The organism is Rhizocola hellebori, assembly GCF_016862955.1.
GTDB classification, from domain to species: Bacteria; Actinomycetota; Actinomycetes; order Mycobacteriales; family Micromonosporaceae; genus Rhizocola; species Rhizocola hellebori.
Genome location: NZ_BONY01000016.1, coordinates 136,909 through 160,440 on the forward strand (window position 1 = coordinate 136,909; position 23,532 = coordinate 160,440).

At 67.4% G+C, this 23,532-nt stretch carries 27 protein-coding genes and 1 pseudogene; 22 read left to right on the forward strand and 6 right to left on the reverse strand.

All coding sequences use genetic code 11. The annotated features are described in order from the left end of the window. Position 1: 1 nt before the first annotated feature. From sufU to Rhe02_RS15735, 9 genes are all read left to right on the forward strand, one after another. Positions 2 to 442 (forward strand): Fe-S cluster assembly sulfur transfer protein SufU, encoded by a 441-nt coding sequence (sufU, locus tag Rhe02_RS15695; RefSeq protein ID WP_203908955.1) that lies wholly within the window; start codon positions 2 to 4, stop codon positions 440 to 442. After that, positions 394 to 777 (forward strand): metal-sulfur cluster assembly factor, encoded by a 384-nt coding sequence (locus tag Rhe02_RS15700; protein WP_373320637.1) that lies wholly within the window; start codon positions 394 to 396, stop codon positions 775 to 777. Before sufU ends, Rhe02_RS15700 begins: the two co-directional genes overlap by 49 nt. A gap of 285 nt (positions 778 to 1,062) precedes the next feature. Beyond that, entirely contained in the window at positions 1,063 to 1,875 is an 813-nt protein-coding gene (locus Rhe02_RS15705; protein WP_239123844.1) for an N-acetyltransferase, read from the forward strand. 126 nt (positions 1,876 to 2,001) lie between these two features. After that, a complete protein-coding gene (locus Rhe02_RS15710) occupies positions 2,002 to 2,625 on the forward strand; it encodes a LysE/ArgO family amino acid transporter (RefSeq protein WP_203908957.1) in 624 nt (207 codons plus the stop codon). A gap of 76 nt (positions 2,626 to 2,701) precedes the next feature. Next, positions 2,702 to 3,421: an HAD family hydrolase gene (locus tag Rhe02_RS15715; protein WP_203908958.1), complete on the forward strand. Its 720-nt coding sequence runs from the start codon at positions 2,702 to 2,704 to the stop codon at positions 3,419 to 3,421. An 85-nt stretch (positions 3,422 to 3,506) separates the two neighbouring features. Beyond that, positions 3,507 to 4,151 (forward strand): DUF6789 family protein, encoded by a 645-nt coding sequence (locus Rhe02_RS15720; protein WP_203908959.1) that lies wholly within the window; start codon positions 3,507 to 3,509, stop codon positions 4,149 to 4,151. After that, positions 4,096 to 5,283: a hypothetical protein gene (locus tag Rhe02_RS15725; protein WP_203908960.1), complete on the forward strand. Its 1,188-nt coding sequence runs from the start codon at positions 4,096 to 4,098 to the stop codon at positions 5,281 to 5,283. The genes Rhe02_RS15720 and Rhe02_RS15725 overlap by 56 nt, the downstream gene beginning before the upstream one ends. Next, positions 5,280 to 6,197: a pre-toxin TG domain-containing protein gene (locus Rhe02_RS15730; protein ID WP_203908961.1), complete on the forward strand. Its 918-nt coding sequence runs from the start codon at positions 5,280 to 5,282 to the stop codon at positions 6,195 to 6,197. Before Rhe02_RS15725 ends, Rhe02_RS15730 begins: the two co-directional genes overlap by 4 nt. After that, on the forward strand, positions 6,197 to 6,520 hold the full coding sequence (locus tag Rhe02_RS15735) for a hypothetical protein (RefSeq protein WP_203908962.1): 324 nt from the start codon (positions 6,197 to 6,199) through the stop codon (positions 6,518 to 6,520). The genes Rhe02_RS15730 and Rhe02_RS15735 overlap by 1 nt, the downstream gene beginning before the upstream one ends. Here Rhe02_RS15735 and Rhe02_RS15740 read toward each other — a convergent pair. Next, on the reverse strand, positions 6,507 to 7,172 hold the full coding sequence (locus Rhe02_RS15740; RefSeq protein WP_239123845.1) for a DNA alkylation repair protein: 666 nt from the start codon (positions 7,170 to 7,172) through the stop codon (positions 6,507 to 6,509). The genes Rhe02_RS15735 and Rhe02_RS15740 overlap by 14 nt on opposite strands. 25 nt (positions 7,173 to 7,197) lie before the next feature. Here Rhe02_RS15740 and Rhe02_RS15745 point away from each other — a divergent pair, with 25 nt between their 5' ends. The 5 genes from Rhe02_RS15745 to Rhe02_RS15765 all read left to right on the forward strand — a co-directional run bounded on the left by Rhe02_RS15745 (position 7,198) and on the right by Rhe02_RS15765 (position 10,105). Continuing rightward, positions 7,198 to 8,232, forward strand: a complete 1,035-nt coding sequence (locus Rhe02_RS15745) for an aminotransferase class V-fold PLP-dependent enzyme (RefSeq protein WP_203908963.1) — start codon at positions 7,198 to 7,200, stop codon at positions 8,230 to 8,232. Then, a complete protein-coding gene (locus Rhe02_RS15750; RefSeq protein WP_203908964.1) occupies positions 8,232 to 8,864 on the forward strand; it encodes an acVLRF1 family peptidyl-tRNA hydrolase in 633 nt (210 codons plus the stop codon). The genes Rhe02_RS15745 and Rhe02_RS15750 overlap by 1 nt, the downstream gene beginning before the upstream one ends. 4 nt (positions 8,865 to 8,868) lie before the next feature. After that, on the forward strand, positions 8,869 to 9,138 hold the full coding sequence (locus Rhe02_RS15755) for a hypothetical protein (protein WP_203908965.1): 270 nt from the start codon (positions 8,869 to 8,871) through the stop codon (positions 9,136 to 9,138). Positions 9,139 to 9,212: 74 nt separating this feature from the next. After that, positions 9,213 to 9,695: a hypothetical protein gene (locus tag Rhe02_RS15760; protein ID WP_203908966.1), complete on the forward strand. Its 483-nt coding sequence runs from the start codon at positions 9,213 to 9,215 to the stop codon at positions 9,693 to 9,695. Positions 9,696 to 9,751: 56 nt separating this feature from the next. After that, positions 9,752 to 10,105: a hypothetical protein gene (locus tag Rhe02_RS15765; protein ID WP_203908967.1), complete on the forward strand. Its 354-nt coding sequence runs from the start codon at positions 9,752 to 9,754 to the stop codon at positions 10,103 to 10,105. Here Rhe02_RS15765 and Rhe02_RS15770 read toward each other — a convergent pair. Then, complete coding sequence (locus tag Rhe02_RS15770) at positions 10,090 to 11,373, reverse strand: hypothetical protein (RefSeq protein ID WP_239123846.1); 1,284 nt, start codon at positions 11,371 to 11,373, stop codon at positions 10,090 to 10,092. The genes Rhe02_RS15765 and Rhe02_RS15770 overlap by 16 nt on opposite strands. 134 nt (positions 11,374 to 11,507) lie before the next feature. On the opposite strand from Rhe02_RS15770, the pseudogene Rhe02_RS15775 reads away from it, so the two are divergent. After that, positions 11,508 to 12,029 (forward strand): annotated as a pseudogene (locus Rhe02_RS15775) (M23 family metallopeptidase); the annotation flags it as partial. A 361-nt stretch (positions 12,030 to 12,390) separates the two neighbouring features. Continuing rightward, positions 12,391 to 13,602, forward strand: a complete 1,212-nt coding sequence (locus Rhe02_RS15780; RefSeq protein ID WP_203908969.1) for an LCP family protein — start codon at positions 12,391 to 12,393, stop codon at positions 13,600 to 13,602. Here the strand turns inward: Rhe02_RS15780 and Rhe02_RS15785 are convergent. Genes Rhe02_RS15785 through Rhe02_RS15795 form a run of 3 tightly spaced genes read right to left on the reverse strand, consistent with a single transcriptional unit; the run spans position 13,599 to position 16,307 of the window. Continuing rightward, positions 13,599 to 14,711: a geranylgeranyl reductase family protein gene (locus Rhe02_RS15785; protein ID WP_203908970.1), complete on the reverse strand. Its 1,113-nt coding sequence runs from the start codon at positions 14,709 to 14,711 to the stop codon at positions 13,599 to 13,601. The genes Rhe02_RS15780 and Rhe02_RS15785 overlap by 4 nt on opposite strands. Position 14,712: 1 nt before the next feature. Next, the gene (locus tag Rhe02_RS15790; RefSeq protein WP_203908971.1) at positions 14,713 to 15,102 is read right to left on the reverse strand and encodes a DnaJ family domain-containing protein; all 390 of its coding nucleotides are present in this window, start codon (positions 15,100 to 15,102) and stop codon (positions 14,713 to 14,715) included. A 14-nt stretch (positions 15,103 to 15,116) separates the two neighbouring features. Next, entirely contained in the window at positions 15,117 to 16,307 is a 1,191-nt protein-coding gene (locus Rhe02_RS15795; protein WP_203908972.1) for a GNAT family N-acetyltransferase, read from the reverse strand. Positions 16,308 to 16,387: 80 nt separating this feature from the next. Between Rhe02_RS15795 and Rhe02_RS15800 the strand changes: the two genes are divergently transcribed. The 4 genes from Rhe02_RS15800 to Rhe02_RS15815 are packed head-to-tail and all read left to right on the forward strand — an operon-like array spanning position 16,388 to position 19,511. Further along, positions 16,388 to 17,419 carry a DNA polymerase IV gene (locus tag Rhe02_RS15800; protein WP_203908973.1) on the forward strand — a complete coding sequence of 344 codons (1,032 nt, stop codon included), beginning with the start codon at positions 16,388 to 16,390 and terminating at the stop codon, positions 17,417 to 17,419. Between the two features lie 9 nt (positions 17,420 to 17,428). Continuing rightward, positions 17,429 to 18,634, forward strand: a complete 1,206-nt coding sequence (gene ligD, locus Rhe02_RS15805) for a non-homologous end-joining DNA ligase (protein ID WP_203908974.1) — start codon at positions 17,429 to 17,431, stop codon at positions 18,632 to 18,634. A 32-nt stretch (positions 18,635 to 18,666) separates the two neighbouring features. Further along, positions 18,667 to 18,978, forward strand: a complete 312-nt coding sequence (locus Rhe02_RS15810) for an ArsR/SmtB family transcription factor (RefSeq protein WP_203908975.1) — start codon at positions 18,667 to 18,669, stop codon at positions 18,976 to 18,978. After that, positions 18,978 to 19,511: an SRPBCC family protein gene (locus Rhe02_RS15815; protein ID WP_203908993.1), complete on the forward strand. Its 534-nt coding sequence runs from the start codon at positions 18,978 to 18,980 to the stop codon at positions 19,509 to 19,511. Before Rhe02_RS15810 ends, Rhe02_RS15815 begins: the two co-directional genes overlap by 1 nt. Here the strand turns inward: Rhe02_RS15815 and Rhe02_RS15820 are convergent. Continuing rightward, positions 19,508 to 21,373 (reverse strand): PQQ-dependent sugar dehydrogenase, encoded by a 1,866-nt coding sequence (locus Rhe02_RS15820; protein WP_239123847.1) that lies wholly within the window; start codon positions 21,371 to 21,373, stop codon positions 19,508 to 19,510. The two genes, Rhe02_RS15815 and Rhe02_RS15820, sit on opposite strands and share 4 nt — an antisense overlap. A gap of 32 nt (positions 21,374 to 21,405) precedes the next feature. On the opposite strand from Rhe02_RS15820, the gene Rhe02_RS15825 reads away from it, so the two are divergent. Beyond that, positions 21,406 to 22,176: a methyltransferase domain-containing protein gene (locus Rhe02_RS15825; RefSeq protein ID WP_203908976.1), complete on the forward strand. Its 771-nt coding sequence runs from the start codon at positions 21,406 to 21,408 to the stop codon at positions 22,174 to 22,176. Further along, positions 22,163 to 23,527, forward strand: a complete 1,365-nt coding sequence (locus tag Rhe02_RS15830) for a pyridoxal phosphate-dependent decarboxylase family protein (RefSeq protein WP_203908977.1) — start codon at positions 22,163 to 22,165, stop codon at positions 23,525 to 23,527. The genes Rhe02_RS15825 and Rhe02_RS15830 overlap by 14 nt, the downstream gene beginning before the upstream one ends. Positions 23,528 to 23,532 lie beyond the last annotated feature (5 nt).

Below are 23,532 nucleotides of genomic sequence, written 5' to 3' on the forward strand. Positions count from 1 at the left end.
CATGCAGCTCGATCAACTCTACCAAGACATCATCCTGGATCACTATAAGCACCCGCAGGGCCGGGGGCTCCGGGACCCGTTCGCCGCCGAGGTCCATCACGTCAACCCGACCTGCGGGGACGAGGTCACCCTGCGGGTCCAGCTGGAGGGCGACCGGGTCGTCGACGTCTCCTACGAGGGCCAGGGCTGTTCCATCAGCCAGGCCTCCGCCAGCGTGCTCTACGAGCTGCTCGTCGGCCGCAGCGTCGCCGAGGCGATGGCCGTCCACGCCGCCTTCGTCGAGCTGATGGGCGGCAAGGGCCAGATCACGCCCGACGAGGACGTGCTCGGCGACGCCATCGCCTTCGCCGGCGTGGCAAAGTACCCTGCGCGCGTCAAATGCGCGTTGCTGTCATGGATGGCGCTCAAGGACGCCGTCGCCCGGGTGGAGGAAAAATCATGACCGAGCAAGCGAAGACATCGATCGATGACGTCAACGAGGCGATGAAGGACGTGGTCGACCCAGAACTCGGCATCAACGTCGTCGACCTCGGCCTCGTCTACGGCGTGCACATCGACGAGGAGAACATCGCCACCCTCGACATGACCCTGACCTCGGCCGCCTGCCCGCTGACCGATGTCATCGAGGACCAGACCCGAGCAGCGCTCACCGGAGGCCCCGGCGGTGGCCTGGTCTCCGACTTCCGCATCAACTGGGTCTGGATTCCACCGTGGGGCCCGGACAAAATCACCGACGACGGCCGCGATCAGCTCCGCTCGCTCGGCTTCAACGTCTAGCTCCACCCGCGGCGTGCTCACGCATCCGTGGGAAGCAGCCTTCCCACGGATGTCGCCCCACCGGACATGCCAGCTCGTCCCCGAGCCAACCGCTGCCGCCGGCATCGACCTCTGCCGCCCCCGCGCCGCCCCATGCCCCGCCACACCTACCCACCCTCCGCCCCACGTCTCCGCGACCCCGGCCCCCGGCGCAGCTCGGCACCTACTTCTCTGCCCCGCCTTGCTGATGCAGAGGTGTAGGTGCCACGGACTGCTTGCCCCTGCTGATGCAGAGGCGCGGGTGCCGTGGCCGCGCCTGCGCAGCCCCGGCTAAACCTGGCGACATTTTGTGGGGGACGAGGAAGGATGGCGGGTGTGGAACTGAAGATCTCTGTGCTTGCCGACCGGCCCGACCTGCTCGAGACGATGTGGGAGATGGAGTCGCCGTGGCCGGAGTTCATGAGGCATGACCCGATCGGCAATACCTATTACGCGCTTGCGGAGCAGTTCGCCGACTGCATTCTGATGGTCGAGGACTCCGTGGGAAAGCAGTTGGCCAAGGCGTTTTCCGCGCCGTTCCACCTTGCCGACGGCGAAGAGCTGCCCGATGACGGCTGGGATGGGGCTATCCGGCGCGCGTTGCGCACGAAGCTGGCCGGGGACACTCCGAACATGATTTCCGCGATCGAGATTTCGATCCGGCCGGACGCGCACGGGCTGGGCCTGTCCGGAACGATTTTGGCGGCGCTGCGCGACAATGCGGGTCGGCTGGGGTTCCGCGAGCTTGTTGCTCCGGTACGACCAAATGGCAAATCTGATCTTGATCTTCCGATGGAACAGTATGCGTTCCAGACACGGGCAGACGGGCTGCCGGTGGATCCTTGGCTGCGGGTGCATGTGCGCGCGGGCGGGCGGATTGACCGGGTGGCGCCGCGCTCGATGGTGATTCCGGGAACGCTCGCCGATTGGCGTGACTGGACCGGGCTGCCGTTCGACACCTCGGGGAAGGTCTATGTGGCCAAGGCGCTCGCGCCGGTGGTCGTCAACGTCGAACACAACTACGCGGTTTACGTCGAGCCGAACGTCTGGGTGCGCCACAAAACCGCTCGCGCTGCATGATCTGCCTGGTTAGGGTGCAGGCATGACACCTGACTGCTTTCGCATGACGCCCCCGAACGCCGCGGCGACGGGTGCCTCGCGACAGCAGCCGGTGGAGCCGAAGGGAACGGTTCAGACGGACCTGTCATGACGGCCGCGTTGCTGGCCGGCCTGGTGGCCGGCTACGGCGTCGCGATTCCGCTCGGGGCGATCGGCGCGCTGCTGATGAGCCTCGGCGCGCGGACTCCGTGGAGGATCGCGTCGGCGGCGGCCCTTGGCCCTGCGGTGGCCGACGGGATCTACGCGTTGGTGGCGGTGCTCGGCGGCGCCTCGCTCGCCCGGTGGATCGAGCCGATATCGACCCCGCTGCGCTGGATCGCCGTTGCGGTCCTGCTTTTCATGGCGTTCCGGACGACGGCCTCGGCGATCAAGCACTATCGCGATCCCACCAAGGCCCGGGAGGTACCCGAGCTGACCAGCCCGGGCCGGGCCTTCGCGGCGCTGCTCGGACTGACCCTGCTCAACCCGGCAACGATTCTCTACTTTGGAGCATTGGTGCTCGGCTGGCAGAGCTCCGGCAGCTACGACGGGGGCGAGGGGGCGGTCTGGGTGGCGGCCGTGGTCGTCGCCTCGGCCAGCTGGCAGCTGCTGCTGGCCGGGGGAGGAGCGGTGGTGGGCCGGGTGTTGCGCAGCCCTAAGGGCAAACTCGGCACGGCCATCGGCTCCAGCGTGATGATCGGTGGTCTTGCGATTTATGTGCTGCTTTCGTAGCTTGAGCCACGGGCCGGCGAGAACAGCGGGGGCGCAGGGGGTCCACATCGGCGGCCTGCGGCTATAGGGTGAGCTGGTGCTCCCCACACCTCGCGCCCTGCTTCTCGATTTTGGTGGGGTGATTGTTGATTCGCCCCGCACCTACGCCGATGAGATGATGCCCGGCTTGGTGGCTCGCGTGCATCAGCTCATCCGCGGAGTGCTGAGCGAGGAGGAGATCCTCGCCGAGCTGAGGCGGGCCGACAAGCTGCGCGACGAGTTGCGCGACAACAGCTCGGAGCACCTGGAGCTCAGCCATGCCCAGCTCTGGGGCGAGCTGGTGGCCGATGTCTGGCCGGAGGCGGCACGCGAGGCAGTGCTGGCCAACGCCGCTGACCTTAGCTACCTGTGGGCGATGCGCCCAAGCTGGCGGCTGGTCGAGGGCATGGCCGGGCTGCTGGAGTGGACGCTCGGGATCGGCATGCCGGTCGCGGTGGTCAGCAACACCCGCTGCGGGCGGGCTCACCGCGACGCGCTTGACCGGCTGGGCGTCGGTTCGGCCATCGCCGCACAGATCTACAGCGATGAAATCGGGGTGTGCAAACCGCATCCCGAGATGATCTGGGCGGCGGCCCGTGAGATCGATGTCCCGGTTTCGGCGTGCTGGATGGTGGGCGATCAGGTGACCAAGGACATCGCCTGCGCCCGCAAGGCCGGCGCGGGTGGCGCCATTCTCATGGCGTCCCAGCCGCACCCCGACGCCGACTGGACGGTGGCGGACGGACATCGGCTGATGGCACTGGTGTCGTCTAGCTGACACACCGCGGCGATATCGGCCCATCGCTATCTAGCGTGATCGCGTGGCTGGGGGTGGGAGGCGACCGGTTCGCCCGGAGTGGCTGGTGGCTGCGGTCTTTCTGGGCAGCGGCGCGGCGCTGCTGGTCTATATTCTGGCCGGCCTTTCCCTGCGCTGGACCTTCCTCGCTCTTGTCGTAGGCGGGGTCACCGTGGCGACCGTGGTGATCCGGCGCTTGCCCGCCGCGCGCCGGGCGAAGATCACCCGCCGGATCGTCATCGGCGCGATCGCCGGTTTCGTTGCCACGCTTGCCTATGACGCGGCGCGCCTGGCGCTGGTCGAATTCGCCGGGCTCAAACTCAAGCCGTTCGAAGCGTGGCGGCTGTTCGGCCTGGCGCTGGCCGAGACCGAGCAGACGTCAACGGCGACGTTCGTACTCGGCACCGCCTTTCACGTGTGCAACGGGATCGCCTTCGGTGTCGCCTTCACTGTCGCGTTTGGACGTAAGGGCATCTGGGCCGGGATCGTCTGGGCTCTGGTGCTGGAAACCTTTATGGTCTCGGTCTATCCGGGATGGCTCGGGCTCAAGGCACTTGATGAATTTCTATCCGTGAGCATCACCGGTCACCTGGTCTACGGAAGCGTGCTGGGCTGGCTGGCGAAGTCCCTTCTTGGTAGCTCCAGATGGGGAGAAGATGACCGCAACCCCTCTTCCGCAACATGGCAACGATCCTCTGTCGAAAGCGGCTGACGCGATCTGGGTCGGGATACCGCTGGGGCTTCGCCGGTTTTCCACCGGCCTGGCCGTCTCCGCGGTGGACGGGCTCTACCTGGCCGCGAAGCCGGTGATCGGGTTCGTTGCCCCGATCTTCGTCTTCCTGCTGGGCCTGATCATCGGCGTCTTTCATCCCGGCTTCGACTATGTGTTCACCGAGGCGCTGTGGGTGATCGTGGCCGTGGCGGTGATCGGCACCTTGAGCGGAGGGCTCGGGCTCTACCTGACCCTGGGTTTCGTGCTCGGCGATCTGGCCTTGGGCGACCATCCGCAGTGGGACCGCTTTGGCCAGACCTTCCTGCTCGACTCCTTGGCCCAGTACGGTTCGATGCTGCTCACCTACGCGCTGTTCGCCATGCTTGCCGTCGGAGTTCCGGTGGCCGCCAAGTCTTTCGCGGCCGAGTTCCGGCTCCCTTCGCAAACCCCACGAGCGCTGCGCGCTCTGGTCGGGCTCGGTGCCCTGGTCATCATCAGCGGCCTGCTGGTCTGGGTCTGGACCCAGTCGGCGCCGCTGCTGGTGCGCCCGGTCTTCGTGTGGGCCGACTTCCGGCCCACGGTGGCGGCCATGGCCACCACCCAGGTGCAGGGCCGGCTCATCGTGTCGCTGGCGATCCTGGCCGCGATCGGCCGGGCGGTGGCTCAGCTGATGCTGGCCAACCCGATCGGCGCTGCGGGCTCGGACGGCGACCGGATGACCCAGCTGGAGAACAGCTTCCGCACCGACCAGCCGATCGTGCCTCTGCTCAGCAGAATGCGCTTGGTGGTAAGGCTTTTGGTGCGTGCCGCGATCCTGACAGCGGTGCTCGCTGGACTCTACGCGGCGATGTGGCAGGCGGTTCTTGCCTTCGCCGTGCTGTTCCTGGCCCAGCTGATCGCCAGCCCGCTGCTGCCGCTGAACCTCGGCGGCTACGCCCGGTTCATGGCGCGCATCCCGCGCATCGTGCGGCTGATCGTGGTGATGATTCCGATGTACCTGCTCGGTGCCATCCTGGTCCCGCTGTTCCTGGATGGCACGAGCTTCTTCCCGTTCCTGTTGCTCGCCATCATCGCGGCCGTGCTGATGACGTTGCTCAGCCCGCATGTGCGCGAGGAAGGGGAGGAGCAATGAGACTCGGCGCACGATTGCTGGCCGGTGCGGCCGCGGGGTCGCTGACCGCTGTCTTTCTCTTGCCCAGCGCGGCTTTCGCGGACAACTGCGGCAGCATGTCCGACTGCTACAACACCGCTGCGGCCGCGCTTGCGGCGCTGGTTGGATTGTCTGTCCTGTTTGGAGTCATGCTCAGCGTGGCGCTGGACTTCGTACCGGTGGTGGGCACGGTCAAGGGCATCATCGAGGCCATCACCGGCCGGGATCTCGTTACCGGCCAGGAGCTGGCCTGGTGGGAGCGGCTGCTGGGGATAGTGCCGGTGATCGGTGGCGCGGCCGGAGTGGCGGCGGCCATCTCCAAAGGCAGCCGTGCCATCGACGACATCGCTGATGTGGGGCGAGGCATTGACCGGGCAGCCGACGCGGTGGACGCGGCGGGCGATGCCGCGCGGGCCGCCGAAAACGCGCGGGAGGCGGAACGAGCGGCCGAAGCGGCCCGCGAAGCCGAGCGGGCGGCCGAAGCGGCCCGTGATGCCGAGCGGGCGAGGGAGGCCGAGCGGGCGGCGCAGGCCGCCGAGGCACACAAGCGCGATCTCGGGATGGATCCCGCCACGGGCCGGTATCGGGCCGGCGAGGCCGATACTGCGGTGCGGGTGGAGGAGGCGACCGGAACCACTCTGTCGCGGTCCACCGACCCGAGCGTGGACTGGGTGGACAACGCGACCGGCAAGACCTACGACGCCGTCGGCAACTTTCCTCAGCAGCACTTCGACGCGCAGTGGCCGAATCTGCAAACCAAGATCATCGATCATCTCGCCAAGGCGGACTACGTTCCGGTGGACGTGTCGCAATGGACCCCGGACCAGATCGCTAAGGTGCAAAAGTTCATCACCGACAACGGCCTCGGCCCACGAGCATTTCTGGTAGGCAACTGATGTCTGGAACGATCGCGGTCACCCCCGACAAGCGCTGGTCCGCGCAGGGCTGGCTGTTCGACTGGACGCTGGAGTCGCTCGCCCGCGACCTGAGCGACGAAACGGCGCGCCAGCACCTGCGCGAGATCGTCGACGAGAACATCGGCTGGCTCGGGTTGGCCGACCTTCCGCCGGCGGCGCGTGCGGAGGCGTTCGACAAGATCACGACTCGGCTGGTACAGGAAGCCGACACGGACCTGCCGGGCACGCTGCCCAACCGGCCCGCGGTGCTCGACCTGTTGCGCGATCTGGCCCGGATGGCCGCCGAGGCTAGAGGTTCTTGAGCGCTTCGCGCTCGGACAACCCGGAAAGCGTGCCTTCGTTCGCGTGGACGAAGGCACGCACCGCTTCCGGGTTGGTCTTCGCGTATTCGCGTAGCGACCATCCGATTGCCTTGCGGATGAAGAAGTCTGGATGATCTGCGCGCCGTTGGCAGTACCCGAAAAGGCGAACCGAATCGGTGGCGGACTTGTATCCCAATTGGTGTATCAGAGCCGTGCGGGCCAGCCACATGTTTTCGTCGTCTATCCAGCTGTCCATGGTGGCCACCAGCTCGGGGTGGGCCCGCACGAGCGGCCCGACGGTGTGCGAGGCGAGGGTGTCGACCGTGTCCCACCACGGCTTGGTGACGATGAGCTGCCTTGCCACGTCGATGAATCCGGGTCCGCACACCTTGACGTAACGGCGCAGATGCACACAGGCGACGTACTGGAACTCGCGTTCCGGCAGCTGCCACAGATCCAGGGCGACCTCGCGCAGCTGCGCCTCGGTCGGCTTGGCCAATGGCGTTTCCCGGATCAGCTGGCGGACCTGTGGGCTGGGGATGCCCAGGAACGGGAACTGGTCGCGCATGTAGGCCGACATCGACACGGCGCGCTGCGGATCGGCGGCCTGCCGCATACGGTCCACCAGAACGAGATTGGCTCGCAAGGTCACCGGCCAAGCCTGACATACTCGCGTTATGGAGATCGCTGAGGCGCGGCACCTATGGAGGATCGAGCCGGGCTGGCTCAACACGGCGAGTTACGGCCTGCCGCCGCAGCCCGCGTGGGAGGCGCTGCAGGCGGCCCTGGCCGACTGGCGGTCCGGCAAGGGCAGCTGGGAGGGCTGGGGCCGATCGGTGGCGACCTCGCGCGCCCTTTTCGCCCGGCTGTACGGCTTGGAGGTGGCCGACGTCGCGGTGGGCGCTCAGGTCTCACAGATGCTGGCGCCGGTGGCCGCTGGTCTGCCCGATGGCGCCACGGTGCTGGTCCCCGACATCGAGTTCACCTCGAATGTGTTCCCGTGGGCTGTTCATGCCGATCGGGGGGTGACTGTCCGGACAGCGCCGGTGGCCAAGCTGGCCGAACATCTCGACTCCGACGTTGACGTAGTGGCGTTCTCGCTGGTGCAGTCGGCCGACGGCGAGATAGCCGATCTTGCGGCGATCAGCGAAACGGCACGGGCGTGTGGCGCGACCGTGGTGGTCGACGCGACCCAGGCCTGCGGCTGGCTGCCCTTCACCGCGACGCTGGCCGACGTGGTGGTGGCCGGGGCCTACAAATGGATGATGGCGCCGCGCGGCACCGGTTTCTGCTATCTGGCCCCAGCGCTCAGGGAGAAGCTTCGGCCGCTGGTGGCCGGCTGGTTCGCCTCCGATCAGGGGGCGGGCGCCTACTACGGGCTGCCGATGCGGCTGGCTTCCGACGCGCGGGCCTTTGACCTGTCACCGGCCTGGCATCCGTGGGTGGGGACAGCTCCGGCGCTGGAAGTGATTGAGCAGATCGGGGTCGAGGCAATCCACCGCCACAATGTGGCTCTGGCCAACCGCTTTCTCACCGGTCTGGGCCAGCCGCCGTCGAACAGCGCGATCGTCACGGTCAATGTGCCGGGCGCGGAGGAGAAGCTCGCCGCGGCCGGGATTCGAGCTGCCGTGCGCAAGGGCGTGGTGCGGGCCTCGTTCCATGTCTACAGCACTGAGTCCGATGTGGACGCGGCGTTGAACGCCCTCGCGTGATGGTCAAGGTGCAGCCCGCGGCGGGTGGCGGGCGCTGGGCCGAGATCTCGCCGCATCGGCTCGGCGGCTGGCTGGACGGCTTCTATCAGCGCCACGACGGCGCGGTGGAGGTCGGGCTGCTGCTGAGCGCGGCCAATGGCGATGAGGCGACCCTGATCCCGCCGCCGGGCGTGCCCCCGGTGCAGACCGTCGACGAACTGCTGGAGCAGCTCAAACTGCCGCGCAGGCTGGGCCTGCTGCTGGCCCGCAAGGGCGCGGTGGCGGTGGGGGTCGCCCAGGGCGACGAGCTGATCAGCTCCAAAGTGGAGCGCTTCTATATTCAGGGACGCACCGCGGCCGGGGGCTGGTCGCAGCAGCGTTATGCGCGGCGGCGCGGCAATCAGGCCATGGCCGGGGTCCGGGAGGCGGCCGACATCGCGGCGCGGATCCTGCTGCCCGCCGAGCCCGAGCTGGACGCTCTGGTCTGCGGTGGCGACCGCGCAAGCGTAGATGCGATTCTGTCGGATCCGCGACTGGCTCCGCTGTTGGCCAAACGCCACGATCGCCTACTCGACGTGCCCGAACCGCGTCTTAGTGTGCTGGAGGAGGCGCTGTCGGCCGCCAAGATGATCCGCATACATCTCGTACCCTGAACCAATGACTCGGTGGGAGTACGCAAGGCTCGAATATCGATCGGCTGGAACCCTTGGCACGGACCGGCATATGGACTGGGACGCCGCGTTCCATCACCCCGACGGCTCGGAGCGATGGGGGACAGACGAGCGCTTTGACGACATCAGGCACCTCAATCGGGCGGGCGCCGACGGCTGGCAGGCTTACGACCGTCACGCTGTGCTGATGCACGGCGAGCCGCATCGCCTCTTCGCTGTCACCTATTCCATGCGACGGGAGATTAAAGCCGCTTAGCTGTCGACCGCACTGGGTACTGGTGCGATGATCGATGCGCTTTACACCCCTCGAACTCGATATTGGAGGTCCCCGTGGCCGAAGGTGAAGGTGGCGGGACGAAGATTATGCGTGGTCTGGTGATCGCGCTGCTCATAGTCGCTGCCATTGTGCTGCTTGCCGTGTTCTGGAGGCAGGTTCTCGACGCGATCGAGGGCGGGTGGACCTATCTCTGGGACCACGTCCCGGGCCAGGGAGCTCAGCAGACAGCTGTCATCGTCTATCTGATCCTCGCCGCCCTGCTGGGCATCGTGTTCTCCAAAGCGGGCCACTTCACGGCATACGGCGTCGCCATGGGCCTTGGCCCGCTGCTGTGGTTCCTGTTCTGGGAGGGCTTCCCGCTGCTCGGCCTGGACCCGACGTGGAAGGAAAGCCTTGGTGTGCAACATCTCGCACCAGGGCAAGTGATCCTGTGGGCGATTGTGGGCGCGGCGGTCATCACACTGATCTTCGTGCCGCTGGAGCTTTGGGAAAAATACCGCAGGCGTAAGCACCGTCTCGGCGGCGACTCCGAATGATTGCGGCGCCGGCCGGTCCTCCCCCGAGGGCCGGCCGGCCAAGGAGCGTGATGGACATGCGACAACAGGATGATCCGGATCGCTGGCCGACCGTGAACCTCCAGCCGGATCAGCTTGAGCAGATCCTGGCCACCGATGTTGTGGAGACCGTGCGGATCGACAACGCGATGCGCATCGTGCTGGACAGGCTGGAGGGCAAGACCACCCCGCCGCCCAAGCCTGTCCGCTATGGCACACCGATCGCCTTTTTCACGATGGCCATCGTGTCGACCGGTGTCGCCCTGCTGCTGGAAAGCGGCTTCTGGCAAGTGTCCTGGCATGCCCAGGGGATAGCCGGTTTCGGGGTGTTCGCCGTGTTCAGCGCCGCGGTCGCGGTGACCGTGCTGATCCGCCGTCACCGCATCCGGTGACGCGGCCGGTGGCGATCGCGTAGCAGGAACGTGGTGGCAGCGGCGAGCGCGAGCGCGAGGATCAGCCCGACCGCGATGACCGCATAGATGCTGCTGTTCTGCGAGCGGGGTTTGTCCGCGGTGATGTCCGCGATGACGCCGTCGCTGTCTATCGGCGACGGTTCGGCTTCCGGCGATGGCGGCAGCGACTCGGCCGGCGACACCGAGGGTGACGGCGACGCCGAGCGCACAGTGCTGGCACGGGTTGTCGCGGCGGCGGCGATGGCGGCTACCGCGACGGTCGCCCCCGACGCCGATGATGAGCGGACAGTAATAGTGATCTTGTTGGCGGAATCGGTGAGCACAGTGGACGCCGGGACATAGCGGGCGTTTCCGGGATTGATCATGTAGGCGTTCTTGTAGTCACGGTTGGTCACGGCGTAGACCCGCACGCCGGGATTGGTCACCGAGGTGTCCACCGCCGTCCCCTGGGCGCGGGTTTCCACCACATAGCTCAGGCGGCTGCTCACTTTGTACTCCAGTACGCGCACCCCGGTGGTGGAAATGGGGGCGTACAACGGTTTGAGGGTGAACGTGCCCGGCGTGCTGACCTGCTGATACCAGCCCGCCTCCAGCCAGCCCGAATGCAGCAGCTCGACCGAGGAGTAGCCGCGGCCCGAGCCGCCCGAGCCCATCGGGGTGTTGCCGCTGTAGTCGTTTGCCTTGCAGGAGGCCAGGTTTCCGGCCGGGCAGTCGCGCTTGCTCTGATGCGGGTAGCCCTGGTTGTGCCCGAATTCGTGAACGATCGCCGACAGTGACGGCCTTGGCGGGTACCAGGTGACACGCCCCGGCATTTGGCCAAGCCCGCCCCATCCGCACCCGTAGATGTCGTAGACGACGGCAAGCGAGTCCCAGGTCACGCCGAGCGAGGTGAGGTGGTTCTGGGCGTCGGTGCGGGCCAGATCGCTATGGCATGCCGCCTTGTCGGCGCCGGTCAGCGCGGCGGTCGGCGGGGCGACGAAAACGCCGTCGCCGGCCGGTGTGTAGCTGAGCAGGCCGTGGGTGACCGTGGGCATCCAGGTGGCCAGCGAGCCGGAGCTGCCGAAGAACATGTTGCGCAGGTAAGTGGTGTCGGCCAGCTGCGTGCGCTCGGTATCGGTGTCTCCATTTTGGATGATTACCACGGCCAGCCGCTTGGTGACCGGTGCGGCCTGCGCGGGAGCGGGGGCCAGCAGCGCGGTCAGCAGCACGGTGGTCATGCTCAGCATGACGGCGAGGGGGAGCCGCATGCCTGGCAATCTAACCCGCTCGGCCATTGCTTGGGGAGCGGGGCTCACCGGGCATTTTCGGCAGGGACCGAAGCATACAAAAATTCATGAATTTCGACTCTTATGGTGATCGCACCTCCTAGGGAAGGAAACCCATGCGAGTTCGGCGATCGATAGTCGCTGCCCTGGTGACGCTCACGGCCGGTGTGGTCGTGGTCGGCGCGCCAGCACCAGCCATGGCGGCGCCCAACTTCAAGGCACCGTACCGCTGCGGCCAGCGCTGGACCTATAGCCACCACAGCGCCGAGGTGCGACTGGCCCTCGACTTCATCCGCAACGATGGGGGCACCACCAACGGCAGCCCGGTGCTGGCTTCGGCCGGAGGCACCGCCTACCGCTACTCCCAGCCCAGTGGAGCTGGAAACTACATCGCCATCGAGCACGGCGGTGGGTGGAAGACCTACTACTTCCACCTGTCCGCCTATTCGGTGGCCAACGGCCAGGCGGTCTCGCAAGGCCAGCAGATCGGAGTGACCGGAAGCACCGGTAACTCCACCGGCGCCCACATCCACTATGAGCAGCTGCTCAATGGAGTCGGCCAGACCATCCGGTTCAACGGCGTTTCCCTTGCGCCGTATCCGGGCAGCTACGGCGCCAAGTCGTACACCAGCGACAACGCGTGCACCAACGGCGGCACCTTCTTCATGACCTGGGGCAGTGGCGTGAACGTGCGCAGCGACGCCCGGGTCGCGGCTTCCATCGTCGGGGTCCTGGGCGGGCCGACGCAGGTGAAGGTGCTCTGCCAGAAGCAGGGTGACACGGTGACTGCCGAGGGCTACACCAACAGCTGGTGGGCGCGGCTCGAGTCACCGCCCGGCTACATGACCAACATCTACATCGACCACCCGGCCGCTGTCCTGCCCGGCGTGCCAACCTGTTAGCCCTCTGGGGCTTGCGCAGGGCCGGTGGCAGGTCTAGTCTGCCGCCGGCCCTCCGCGTGGTACCCGCCGCCGCCTGCCAGCGGTTAGGCTGGGCGGCATGAGCGCTGCGTCCGTGATCGATCGTCCACCTGAAACCGACGAACCAATCCCGGACAAAACGAGGAAAGCACGCGATCCCTTGTGGATGCGTCTGGCCGTCATCATCGGCGCCGTTCTCATCGTGGTCAGCGGCGGAGGGCTGATCACGATAAAGGTGCTTTTCAGCAGTGCTGTCAGCAACGTGGGCCAGATCGATATCAATCCCGGCACCGACAATGACTCGGTGGTCAAGGGCCATGCCCTGGTCGGAGCGCTCAACATCCTGCTCGTGGGCATCGACGACGGCCGGGTGGAGGGGGTCGACGAGCGCAAGCTGGAGCCCACCCGCGCCGACTCAATCATGATCTTGCATGTGCCGGCGAGCCACGATCGCGGTTATCTCGTCTCGCTGCCGCGTGATCTATGGGTGAAGATCCCCAAGTACCCCAAGACGGGATACGGCGGCGGTTCGGGCAAGCTCAACCAGGCCTACACCGCGGGCTTCGGCGATGCGAGGGGTGGCGGGCCGGGCCAGGCGGGCGGCCTGGACCTGTTGATGCGCACCATCAAGGACGTCACCGGCATCACCTTCAACGCGGCGGCGACGGTGAACTTCACCGGCTTCACCGCCGCGGTCAAGGTGCTCGGCGGGGTGACCATGTACATCGATGAGCGCGTGACTTCGGTGCACTACGGTTTCTATCCCGACGGAAGTCATTGCGTCCCAGCGCTTTTCGACGGCAATGGGGTGGCCTATCCGATCAAGGCGTGCAAGGGGCGCGTTTTTGAGAAGGGCACCCGGCGGCTGACGCCGGAGGAGGCGCTCGACTACACGCGTCAGCGGGAGTGGATGGAGCTGGGTGACGGTGACTACGGTCGCCAGCGTCATCAGCAGCAGTTCATCAAAGCATTGGTGCAGGAGGCCAAGGCACAGGGCCTGACCACCAACCTGCCCAAGGCGCTCAGCTTCGTCAAGGCGGTCGGCGGCGCCGTGAACATGTGGACGAACAACGAAGAGCTCGCGGACTGGTTCCTGACGCTCAAGGACGTCGCGGCCAACAACGTCACCATGATCAAGACGAACGCCGGTAAGTACAATCCCGCACCCGTCTCGGGGACCTCAGCCGAAGCGCTGTCGGAGCAGAGCAAGGAAATGTTCCAGGCGCTGCGCACCGGGAAGATCGACGACTTCCTCTTCCTTAACTCCGATTGGATCAACCGGGACAGCTAGCGCAGCAGCGATCGCGCAACCGAGCCGAGCACCGGCAGGGTCAGCAGGCCATCACCCAGGCCCAGCTCGACGAAGGAGCTGAACACCCGCCGATCGGTTCCGGCCGCCCTTATCCCCGCGTCGATTATTTGTGGGTACGAGGAAAGCCTCGCCACAGCTGCGGTGTGCCGAAGATGGCGGTGCAACCGCCGCCGCAACGCGGCGCGATAGACCGCCCCCGCCTGCGGCCCGCCCTGCGCGGCCGCCGCACCGGCGAGCGCTCCGGACACCACCGCGTAGAAGATTCCTTCGCCGGTAAAGGGATTGATGAGCGAGAGCGCGTCGCCGGCCAGCAGCACGCGACCCCGTCCAGCTGGCGGGCGGCGGGTGGAAAGCGGAAGGTGGTGGGCTCGAAGCCCCGTGGTGGCGGCCAGATCCACCCCGGGTAACAGGTCGGCCAGGCGGTCCAGGAGATGGGCCCGGCTGACCGGCGCACCGCGCAACATCTGTCCGTACCCCACGTTGCGCCGGCCGTCGCCGATCGGAAACGACCACCCGTAAGCGGGCCAGTTCCGTTCGCTCATGATGATCTGCTGTTCCAGCCGGCCCTGCGGATGCGGGGCGTAGCCTCGGATCGCGATGGCGAGGTGCCCGGCCGGGTTGGGCTCGTGGCCGAGATGGCGGCGCACGACCGAGGAAGCGCCGTCGGCGCCGATGACCACCTTCGCCTCGATCTGCCCGTCGATGATGACTCGATCGGGCTCGCTTCGCAGGCTGCGCACCTGATGGCGATGCAGGGTCGCGCCCGCCGCGAGCGCCGCCGCGACCAGCCGCGCGTCGAAGATCTCACGCGGGATCACCCTTACCGGCTCGGGAAGCGCCGCCGCGGCATGGGCGCCGGACGGCCCGGTGATGCTCAGCGCCGGAATCGGCGGGAACCCATCCTCCACATCGGACACACCCAGCTCGCGCAGCACGGCCAGTGCCTGCGGGGCGATGCCATCGCCACACGCCTTGTCCCGCGGGAAATCCGACCTGTCCAGCAGCACGACCCTCGCTCCCGCGCGGGCCGCGGCGAGCGCGGCGGCCGCGCCCGCCGGCCCGGCGCCGACGATGGCCACGTCATGCATGTCAGCCGGCCCGGCGGTTTCGCCATTCCTGCACAACCTGCTCCACTTCCAGCGGCTTGAGCACAATCGGCGGGCCGTCGACCGGGCCGCGCATGGCTTTGCGGATGCGCTCGTTGAGGTCGGCCAGGTAGGCGCGCACCTGTGCCTCCGACTTGCGCGTCGCCACCAGATCAGCCACGTCTTCGCACTCCTTGCGCAACCGCAGCGTGGTCGGCAGACCTCCGCTGCCGATCTGCTCGCGGTGCACCATTTCCTTGAGCCACCAGTCGTCGTGCAGTGGCTGCCCGCTGCCCGGCAACGGCTTGCCGAAGCCGGGCAGGTTGTCGAACTCCCCGCGTTCCTGCGCCTCCCGGATCTGGCGATCGATCGGCGACTCGTACCGGTCCTGCATAAGGAGATTTTATGTCAGAAGTAGTCGAGGAGGGTGGGGGCTGGGCCGGCGGTGGCGGCCATGAGAAAGCTGTCGGTTTCGGCGTCGCCGCCGCTGAGGAAGCCCGCGCGGCGCAGGACGGCCGGGCTGGCCGCGGACGCGTACCAGACGCCGAGCCCGCGCGAGGTCATCCGCACCTCGCCGCTGCCGCCGGGCTCAAGGGCGGCTTGCCCGCTGTCGAGCACAAGCCTTACCCGGCCTTCGTTCCAGGGGCATTCGACGTCGGCCAGGTCGAGGTCGACGCTGCCTTTGAGGTGGCTCGGCCAGCCGCGGGCCGCGATCGCCGCGGCGGCGTCGACCACGCGGATCATCCACGGCTGCTGCGACTCGATCCGGATGCTGGAGGTGGCGACCTCGTACAGCGCCGGGTCTGATGTGGACAGTCGCAGCACCGCGGTCGGCGCGACGCTCGCCCAGCCCGCGAACATGGCCAGCAGGGTGCTCGTTGCGTCGTGGGTGCTGCCGATGAGTTCGTAGGCGGTGATTTTGCCGCTCGAGTCGTAGCCGGGGCCTCGCTCCCAGCTGGCGTAGCCGACGACCTCGCCATCGGTGGTCACGGCGACGGTCATCCCGTCGAAGGATTCCAGGATTTCGGTCGCTGTCCTGTTCCACAGCGGGCCCGAGCGTTCCATCAGTGCGTTTCCGGCGCGGGCCACGTCGCGATAGAGCTCGAAGATGGCGGGCATGTCGCCCTCGGTGGCGGGCCGCAGCGCTATCCCGGGTGCGGGCCGGATGCCGGACAGGGCCGAGGTGGGCAGGGCGAGGTAGGTCAGCCAGCCCGCTTCCTCCCATCCCAGGCGGCGGTAGGGGAACGGGACGGTGGGAAACAGCGTGCTGATCGCCGCGCCACGGTCCCGCGCGTCGCCGAGCAGGCGGGTGAGCACCAAGCGGGCCAAGCCTTTGCCCCGCAGCTCCGGTGCCACCGCCACCCCGGCCACCCCGCTGGTGGGCACGGCCCGGCCGCCGAACCACTGCTGCTGCGCCCGATCGACGGCCTTGGCCACGAGGCGGCCGGAATCGTCGAAAGCGCCCAGGGTGTAGCGCCCCGGGGAATCGGAATTCCAGTCCTCCGGCATCGGGCGGTCGTGATAGCCGAAGGCGAGGCTGCCGAGCTTCCAGGCGGCGGCCTGATCTTGCGATGTCAGCGGTCTTACCTCGTAGCGCATCCGCCTATCCTGTCACCGCCCTTTCCGGTAGCGAAAACAATTTAGGAATCGGCCAGGTCGGTTAGGGCCAGAATGGGGAGGTGACCCGCTGGGTGCTGCACGTCGACATGGACCAGTTCATCGCCGCTGTCGAGGTGCTGCGCCGTCCCGAGCTGCGGGGCAGACCGGTCGTCGTCGGTGGTGACGGCGATCCGGCCAAGCGGGGCGTGGTCAGCACCGCCTCTTACGAGGCTCGCGAGTTCGGGGTGCACTCGGGAATGCCGCTGCGGCTGGCGCTTCGCAAATGCCCGGAAGCGGTGTTCCTCGCGGTGGACGCCCAGGCCTACGAGGCGGTGTCGGCCAAGGTGATGGAGTCGTTGCGCGCCACGGGTTGTGTGGTCGAAGTGCTCGGCTGGGACGAGGCGTTCGTGGGTTACGACGGCGACGATCCGCGCACGCTCGCGCTCGACATCCAGCGACGGGTGCTGGAGGCGACCTCGCTGCATTGTTCGGTCGGCATCGGGGACAACAAGCTGCAGGCCAAGCTGGCCACCGACTTTGGCAAGCCGGCCGGAATCTTCGAGCTGAGCGGCCGGACCTGGTTCGAGGTGCTGGGCGACCGAAGCACCGAGGCGCTCTGGGGGATCGGCGGCAAGACCGCCAAAAAGCTTGCAGCCCTTAATATTTTCTCGGTACGCCAGCTCGCCGAAACGGATCCGGCGGAGCTGGCCAAACACGTCGGGCCCGCGATCGGGCCGTGGCTGGTGAGTCTGGGCCGCGGCGAGAGCAGTTCCCAGGTGAGCGCGGAGCGCTGGATCCCGCGGTCGTGCAGCCGGGAGACCACGTTCCAGCAGGACATCGAGGAATGGGAGAAGGTGCGAAGCGAGGTGGTCGTGCTCGCGCAGCGCGTTGGGGCGGACGCGGCGGCCCAGCAGCGCCCGGTCGCCCGGGTGGTGGTGAAGGTTCGCTTCGTGCCGTTCACCACCCGCACCCGGGGCCAGGCGCTGCCCGAGCCGACCAACGACATTGCGGCCCTGGAGCTCGCGGCGCTCGCAGCCCTGGAGAAGTTCACCACCCGGCGAGCGGTCAGACTCCTCGGCGTCCGCGCCGAGTTCGACAGCTCATCGGAATAGGCTGTTCCTGTGTCGAAGTCGAAGGTGTTGGAAGTAGCAGGGCGCGAGGTGACCATCACCAATCCGGACAAGGTGGTCTTTGCGCAAGCAGGCCATACCAAGCTCGATCTGGTCAACTATTACCTCGCCACGGCCGATGGCGCGCTGCGCGGCGTCTACGGCCGCCCGATGGTTCTGAAGCGCTTCGTCAAGGGCATCGATCAGGAGGCGTTCTTCCAGAAACGGGCGCCCGACAGCCGGCCGGAATGGATTGAGGTTGCCGAGCTGCACTACGCCTCCGGGCGCTCCGCGGCCGAGGTGGTGGTGCGCGACGCGGCCGCGCTGGCGTGGGTGGTCAACCTGGGCTGCATAGACCTCAACCCGCATCCGGTGCTGGCCGAGGACCTGGATCGCCCCAACGAGCTGCGCATCGACCTCGACCCGATGCCCGGGGTGACCTGGGAGCAGATCGTCGAGGTGGCTCTGGTCTCCAAGGCCGTGCTGGAGGACCACGGCCTGACCGCGTGGCCGAAGACCTCCGGCTCGCGGGGCTTCCACATCTACACGCGCATCGAGCCGCAATGGTCCTATCACGACGTTCGGCTGGCCGCCGAGTCGGTGGCCCGCGAGGTGGAGAACAGAGCGCCGCACCTGGCCACCAGCAAGTGGTGGAAGGAGGAGCGGGAGGGCGTGTTCGTCGACTTCAACCAGAACGCCAAGGATCGCACGGTCGCCTCGGCCTACTCGGTGCGAGCGACCCCGGATGCCCGTGTCTCCACGCCGCTGACCTGGGAAGAGGTGCCGGGTTGCCGGATGGAGGAGCACACCCTGAGCACGGTGCAGCGCCGCTTTGCCGACATCGGCGACCCGTGGCGCGGGATCGAGTCCTCGCACGGGTCGCTGGAGCCTTTGCTCCAGCTGGCAAAGCGGCTTGGCCCGGCCGAGAAGCCGCCCAAGAAGGGCACGGGCCGCCGCGAGTCGACGATGCCGCTCATCGAAATTGCCCGTGCCAAGACCAGGCCGGAGGCGATGGCGGGGTTCGAAAGCTGGAAAGCCAAGCACCCCAAGGTGGCGCAGCTGCTGCAACCGGCCGACGTGCTGGTCGACGGGATGCGTGGGCGAAGCTCTCTGTGGTACCGCATTCGCGTGAACCTGCAGCACGTGCCGGAGGCCGAGCGCCCGCCGCAGGAAGAGCTGGAGGTCGACTACGACCCGTGGGCAGGGTTTAAGCCTTGACAGGCATATAACGCGAGAGGCATATTAGGGGAGTGCCCGTTGACGCGTTCGCTGTGGTGGCCGAGCCGACCCGGCGTCGGATCCTCGACCTGCTGCGCCTGCGTGACACCAGCGTCAATGAGCTGGTGCAGGCGCTTGAGGTGAGCCAGCCCGCGCTTTCCAAGCACCTGAAGGTTTTGCGCGAGGCTGGTTTCGTCACCTCGCGAATAGCGGCGCAGCAGCGCATCTACCGGATAGAGCCGCGCCGGCTCAAGGCGATCGACGAGTGGCTGGAGCCCTACCGCCGCCTGTGGGATCGGCATCTTGATGCGCTTGAGCGTCACCTCGACAACCTGGAGCAGTGATGGATCGTTCGTCCTTTACGCCTTCGCCCCTGGCCGATGTCAGCCACGATATTCGCGACTACAAGTGGATGCTGGTCTTCGTGCGCGACTTCCGGCATCCGCCGGAGAAGGTCTGGGCCGCGCTGACCGAGCCGGGCCAGCTGAGCCAATGGGCGCCCTTCACCACCGACCGCGACCTTAGCGAGCTGGGCAATGCCGCGTTGACGATGATCGATGGTGAGACCGTTGATGTCACGGCGGCGCAGGTGATTCGTGCTGAGCCGCCACGACTTCTCGAGTACACGTGGGGAGAAGACCTGTTGCGCTGGGAGCTGGAACCCGCGGGGGCGGGAACGCGGCTGACCCTGCGGCACACCGTGCAGGGCCGCGAGTGGCTGCCGAAGGTGGCCGCCGGCTGGCACCTCTGCCTCGATGTGGCACAGCATCTGCTCGACGGCGACCCGGTCGGGCCGATCCGCGGAGCAGATGCTGTCCACTTTGGATGGAATGAGCTGAACGAGGCCTACGAGCGTGAGCTGAAGGAACAGGATTAGGGCGCGCTGCCCTGGACCCCGGTCACCTTCCAGATCTTGCCGTTCGCCTTGGACAGCACGTAGAGCTCGCCCGCGCGGTCGGTGCCGAACCTCAGGTCGACCCGAGCGTCTCCGGCCAGCGTGGGCATGCTTGTCTGGGTACCCGACGAAGTGAAGATTTTCAATTGGTAGATCGGGGCCAGGGTGGCGCTGCCGCGCACCATCGCCGACTCATTGGTGTAGAAGACCCAGCCCTGCACCAGATCGCCGAAGAAGTACTTGCCCTGCAACGCGGGCAGGGCACTGCCGCGATAGACGAAGCCGCCCGCGATGGCTCGGCCCAGGTCGCTGCTGCAATTCCAGTCGGTGGGCGGGTTGTGGTCGTAGGCGGCCACCGGGTAGGTGAAGCCGAGCGTGGAGTCGTTGGCGGGCAAGGTGTAGACGTTGCAAGGGTCGGAGTTGCGGTAGACCCACTTGCCCTCGCGCTGGCTCCATCCGAAATTGTCCCCGGCGCGCACGTCGTAGACGCTTTCGATGCTGTGCTCGCCGATGTGGCCGAGGAACATGCGGCCGGTGCCGCCGCGGTCCCAGCTGAAGCGGTGCGGGTCGCGCATGCCCAGGGCGTAGATTTCGCCGAGCGTTCCCGCCTGGCCCACAAAGGGATTCGACGCCGGGATGCCGTAGCGGCCGTTGGTGCTGTTGGTGCCGCGCGGATCGATCCGCAAGATCTTGCCGAAGGGCAGGTTGCGCGCTTGCGGCTGGGTGGTGTTCAGCCCCCGCCCGCCCTCGCCGACGGCCAGGTAGAGCATTCCGTAGTCGGCGCTGCCGGGGGTCGCGTTGGGGTTGAAGTCGATCTGCTGGATGGCGTGGATGTAGGTGCCAAAACCGAGGCGCAGCAACGGTCTGCGGGTTCCGCTGAAGGTGGCCGCGGCCGGGTTGGTGGCCGTCCACTCGGTGAGGATGCTGTGCACGACCGCGCCGGTCTGGGTCCAATCCGTCGGCATGCCCAGGCCACCGCTGAAAGCCTCGCTGTGCACGGTGTAGAACCGGCCGTTGGTGGCGAATTCAGGGTGGAAGGCGACGAAACCGAAGCCACTGCCCAAACCGCGACCGGAGAAGAAGTTCGCGCCCACGACCTGCCGCACATCCAGATAGGTGGCCGGGGTGCCGCCACCGGCGGGCAGGACGTAGAGCTTGCCGTTGAGGTCGGGGACGAAACGCCGTCCCGTGGTCCCGGGGATTTCCCCCAGCGCGTTGATCCGGGCCCGCCGGACCAGTCGCTGGTCGGTCGGGGTGGGTACGGGCTGCGACTGGGGGAAGGTCGCATATTCGGTGAGCACCAGGCCCAGGCCCGAGGCGATCGGATTCTGCGGAATCGGGTCCTCGATGGGCTGCTCACCACCGCCGACGCCGTCATCGACGGTGAGCGAGTCCAGGTTGGGCAGCCCGTTGGAGGTGCTGGCGCTGATGCGCACCAGGTTGGTGCCGTTGCTCAGCGCGACGGCGTTGACCGCCGCCGAGATCCACGTGGTCCACCCGCCGGTCGGGGCGAACAGGACGGTGGAGTGGTTGACGCCATTGATGCTCAGGCTCGCGGGCCGGTTGGCGCTTGACGCGTTGGCGTAACGAAACAGCAGGTTGCGGCTGCCGGCCGCCGGCATCTGCACGGAAAATTCGACCGCCGAGCCGACAGCGTTGGCGGCGTTGACAAAGCCGGTGCCGGTGAATCCGGCATGGTTGCTCTCGACGAGTCCGTTGATGATGGTGGCATTCTCGGCCTCATAGAGCACCGGCGCGGCGGTGGCCGGGGAGGCGGTGACGAGCGCGGCGATGAGCAGCGCCACCATCCCGGCCACGACGGGCCGCCGAAGAGATTGAGTCACGTTGATGAGTATAGATGTGTTCTGCTTGACGGATGTTGGTCTCACACGTCGAGTACCTGGACGCGGCGGCACGGTCGCGTGCGGGCCGCAGCTATAAGCGGCGCTTGCTGGAAGAACTCCGCCTGGAGCCGGGTTTGGTCATCGCTGACGTCGGATGCGGCCCCGGCGCCGACATCGGTTCGATGGCGGAGCTGGTCGCCCCGGGCGGCAAGGTGATCGGGCTGGACAGCAACCCGGAGATGATCGACGTAGCGCAACGGCGCTACGCGACGAACTCCAATGTGGACGTGCGCTCCGGCGACGCCCACCAGCTCGACCTGGATCCGTCCTGCGTGGACAGAGCCCGTACCGACCGGATCCTGCAGCACGTCGAAGATCCGCAGGCCGTGGTCTGCGAGCTGGCGCGCATCGTGCGCCCCGGTGGCCTGGTGGGCATGGCCGAGCCCGACTGGGACACCTTAGTCATCGATGACGAGCAGGTCGACCTCAGCCGGGCGTTCAGCCGGTTCCTGGCCGGCCAGGTGCGCAACCCCGACATCGGCCGGCGGCTGCCGCGGCTCGCCACGCAGGCCGGGCTGACCGCCCGCCAGGTGATCGTCAACCCGGTCGTCTTCGACGACTTCGGCTCCGCCGAGCAGTTGCTCGGCCTGCGCCGCAACTCCGAACGCGCGGTGACCCAGGGGGCGATATCCGAGGCTGACGCGTCGAAGTGGCTCGCCCGGCTGGAGTCCGGAGCCTTCTTTGCGACGTTCGCGCTCGTGATGGTTATCGCTCAAGTAGGTTCGGGTAGTGACGTGGGGTGAGCTCTTTCGCCGGACCGCGGAGCACGCGATCGCTTATCGGGCGTGGGTGGGGCAGGCCCCGGTCGGCCGCCCCGCCGATGCGGCCGCGCTGCGCGCTGCGTTCGGCGGGACGCTGAACAAGCGCGGCACAGACCCGGTCAAGGTGCTCGACGAGCTGGTGCACGCGGCCCAGGGCGGAATAGTGGCCACCACCGGGCCGCGCTTCTTCGGCTTCGTGGTGGGAGGTTCCCTGCGCTCCGCCACAGCGGCGGAGATACTTGCCGTGGCCTGGGATCAGAACGCGTTCAACGGCCTGCTCGCCCCCGCGGCGGTGGCCGCGGAGCAGGCGGCGGGCACCTGGCTCAAAGAGCTGCTCGGCATACCGGATACGGCTTCGGTCGGCTTCGTCACCGGCGGGCAGGCGGCCAACACGGTCGGCCTGGCCGCTGCGCGTCACCAGGTGCTTGCCCAGCTGGGCTGGGATGTCGAGACCGACGGGCTCGGCGGTGCGCCACGGGTGCCGGTGCTGGCAAGCGCCGAGCGGCACGCCACCATCGACCGGGCGTTGCGCCTGCTCGGCTTCGGCACGGCCGGTCTGACCCAGGTCGCCGCCGATAGCAACGGCGCCATCGACATTGACGCGCTGACCCGGGCGCTGCCCGACGGTCCGGCGATCGTCTGCCTGCAAGCGGGCAACGTGAACACCGGCGCGTGCGACAACCTGCGCGCCGCCTGCGATCTGGTCCATGAGCGCGGAGGATGGGTCCACGTCGACGGCGCCTTCGGCCTGTGGGCGGCGGCCAGCCCACAGCTGCGGGAGCTGGTCGACGGCATCGAGCTGGCCGACTCATGGGCCTGTGACGGCCACAAATGGCTCAACGTGCCCTACGACTCCGGCTTCGCCTTCTGCTCCCGCCCGCAGGTGCACGCGGCCGCGGTCTCCTACACCGCTGCCTACCTGGTGGGGACGGGTGAGATGGCGGCCGCGGCCGACTACACGCTGGAGTCCTCCCGCCGTGCGCGTGGCTTCGCGACCTGGGCCGCCCTGCGCGAGCTGGGCAGCGATGGGGTCGCCGAACTCATAGAGCGCTGCTGCCGGCTGGCCCGCCGCTTCGCCGACAAACTGCGCGATGCCGGGCTGGAGGTGGCCAATGACGTGGTGCTGAACCAGGTTCTGGTCAGCTTCGGCGACGACGAGCGCACCGAGCGGGTCATCGACGCCATTCAGCGCGACGGCACCTGCTGGATGGGCGCGACCACCTGGCACGGGCGTCGTCTGATGCGCATCTCGGTCTCCAGCGCGGCCACCACCGACTCCGATGTGGACAAATCGGTGGCAGCCATCTTGCGCTGTAATTCTGGCGCGCGCTAAAGCAA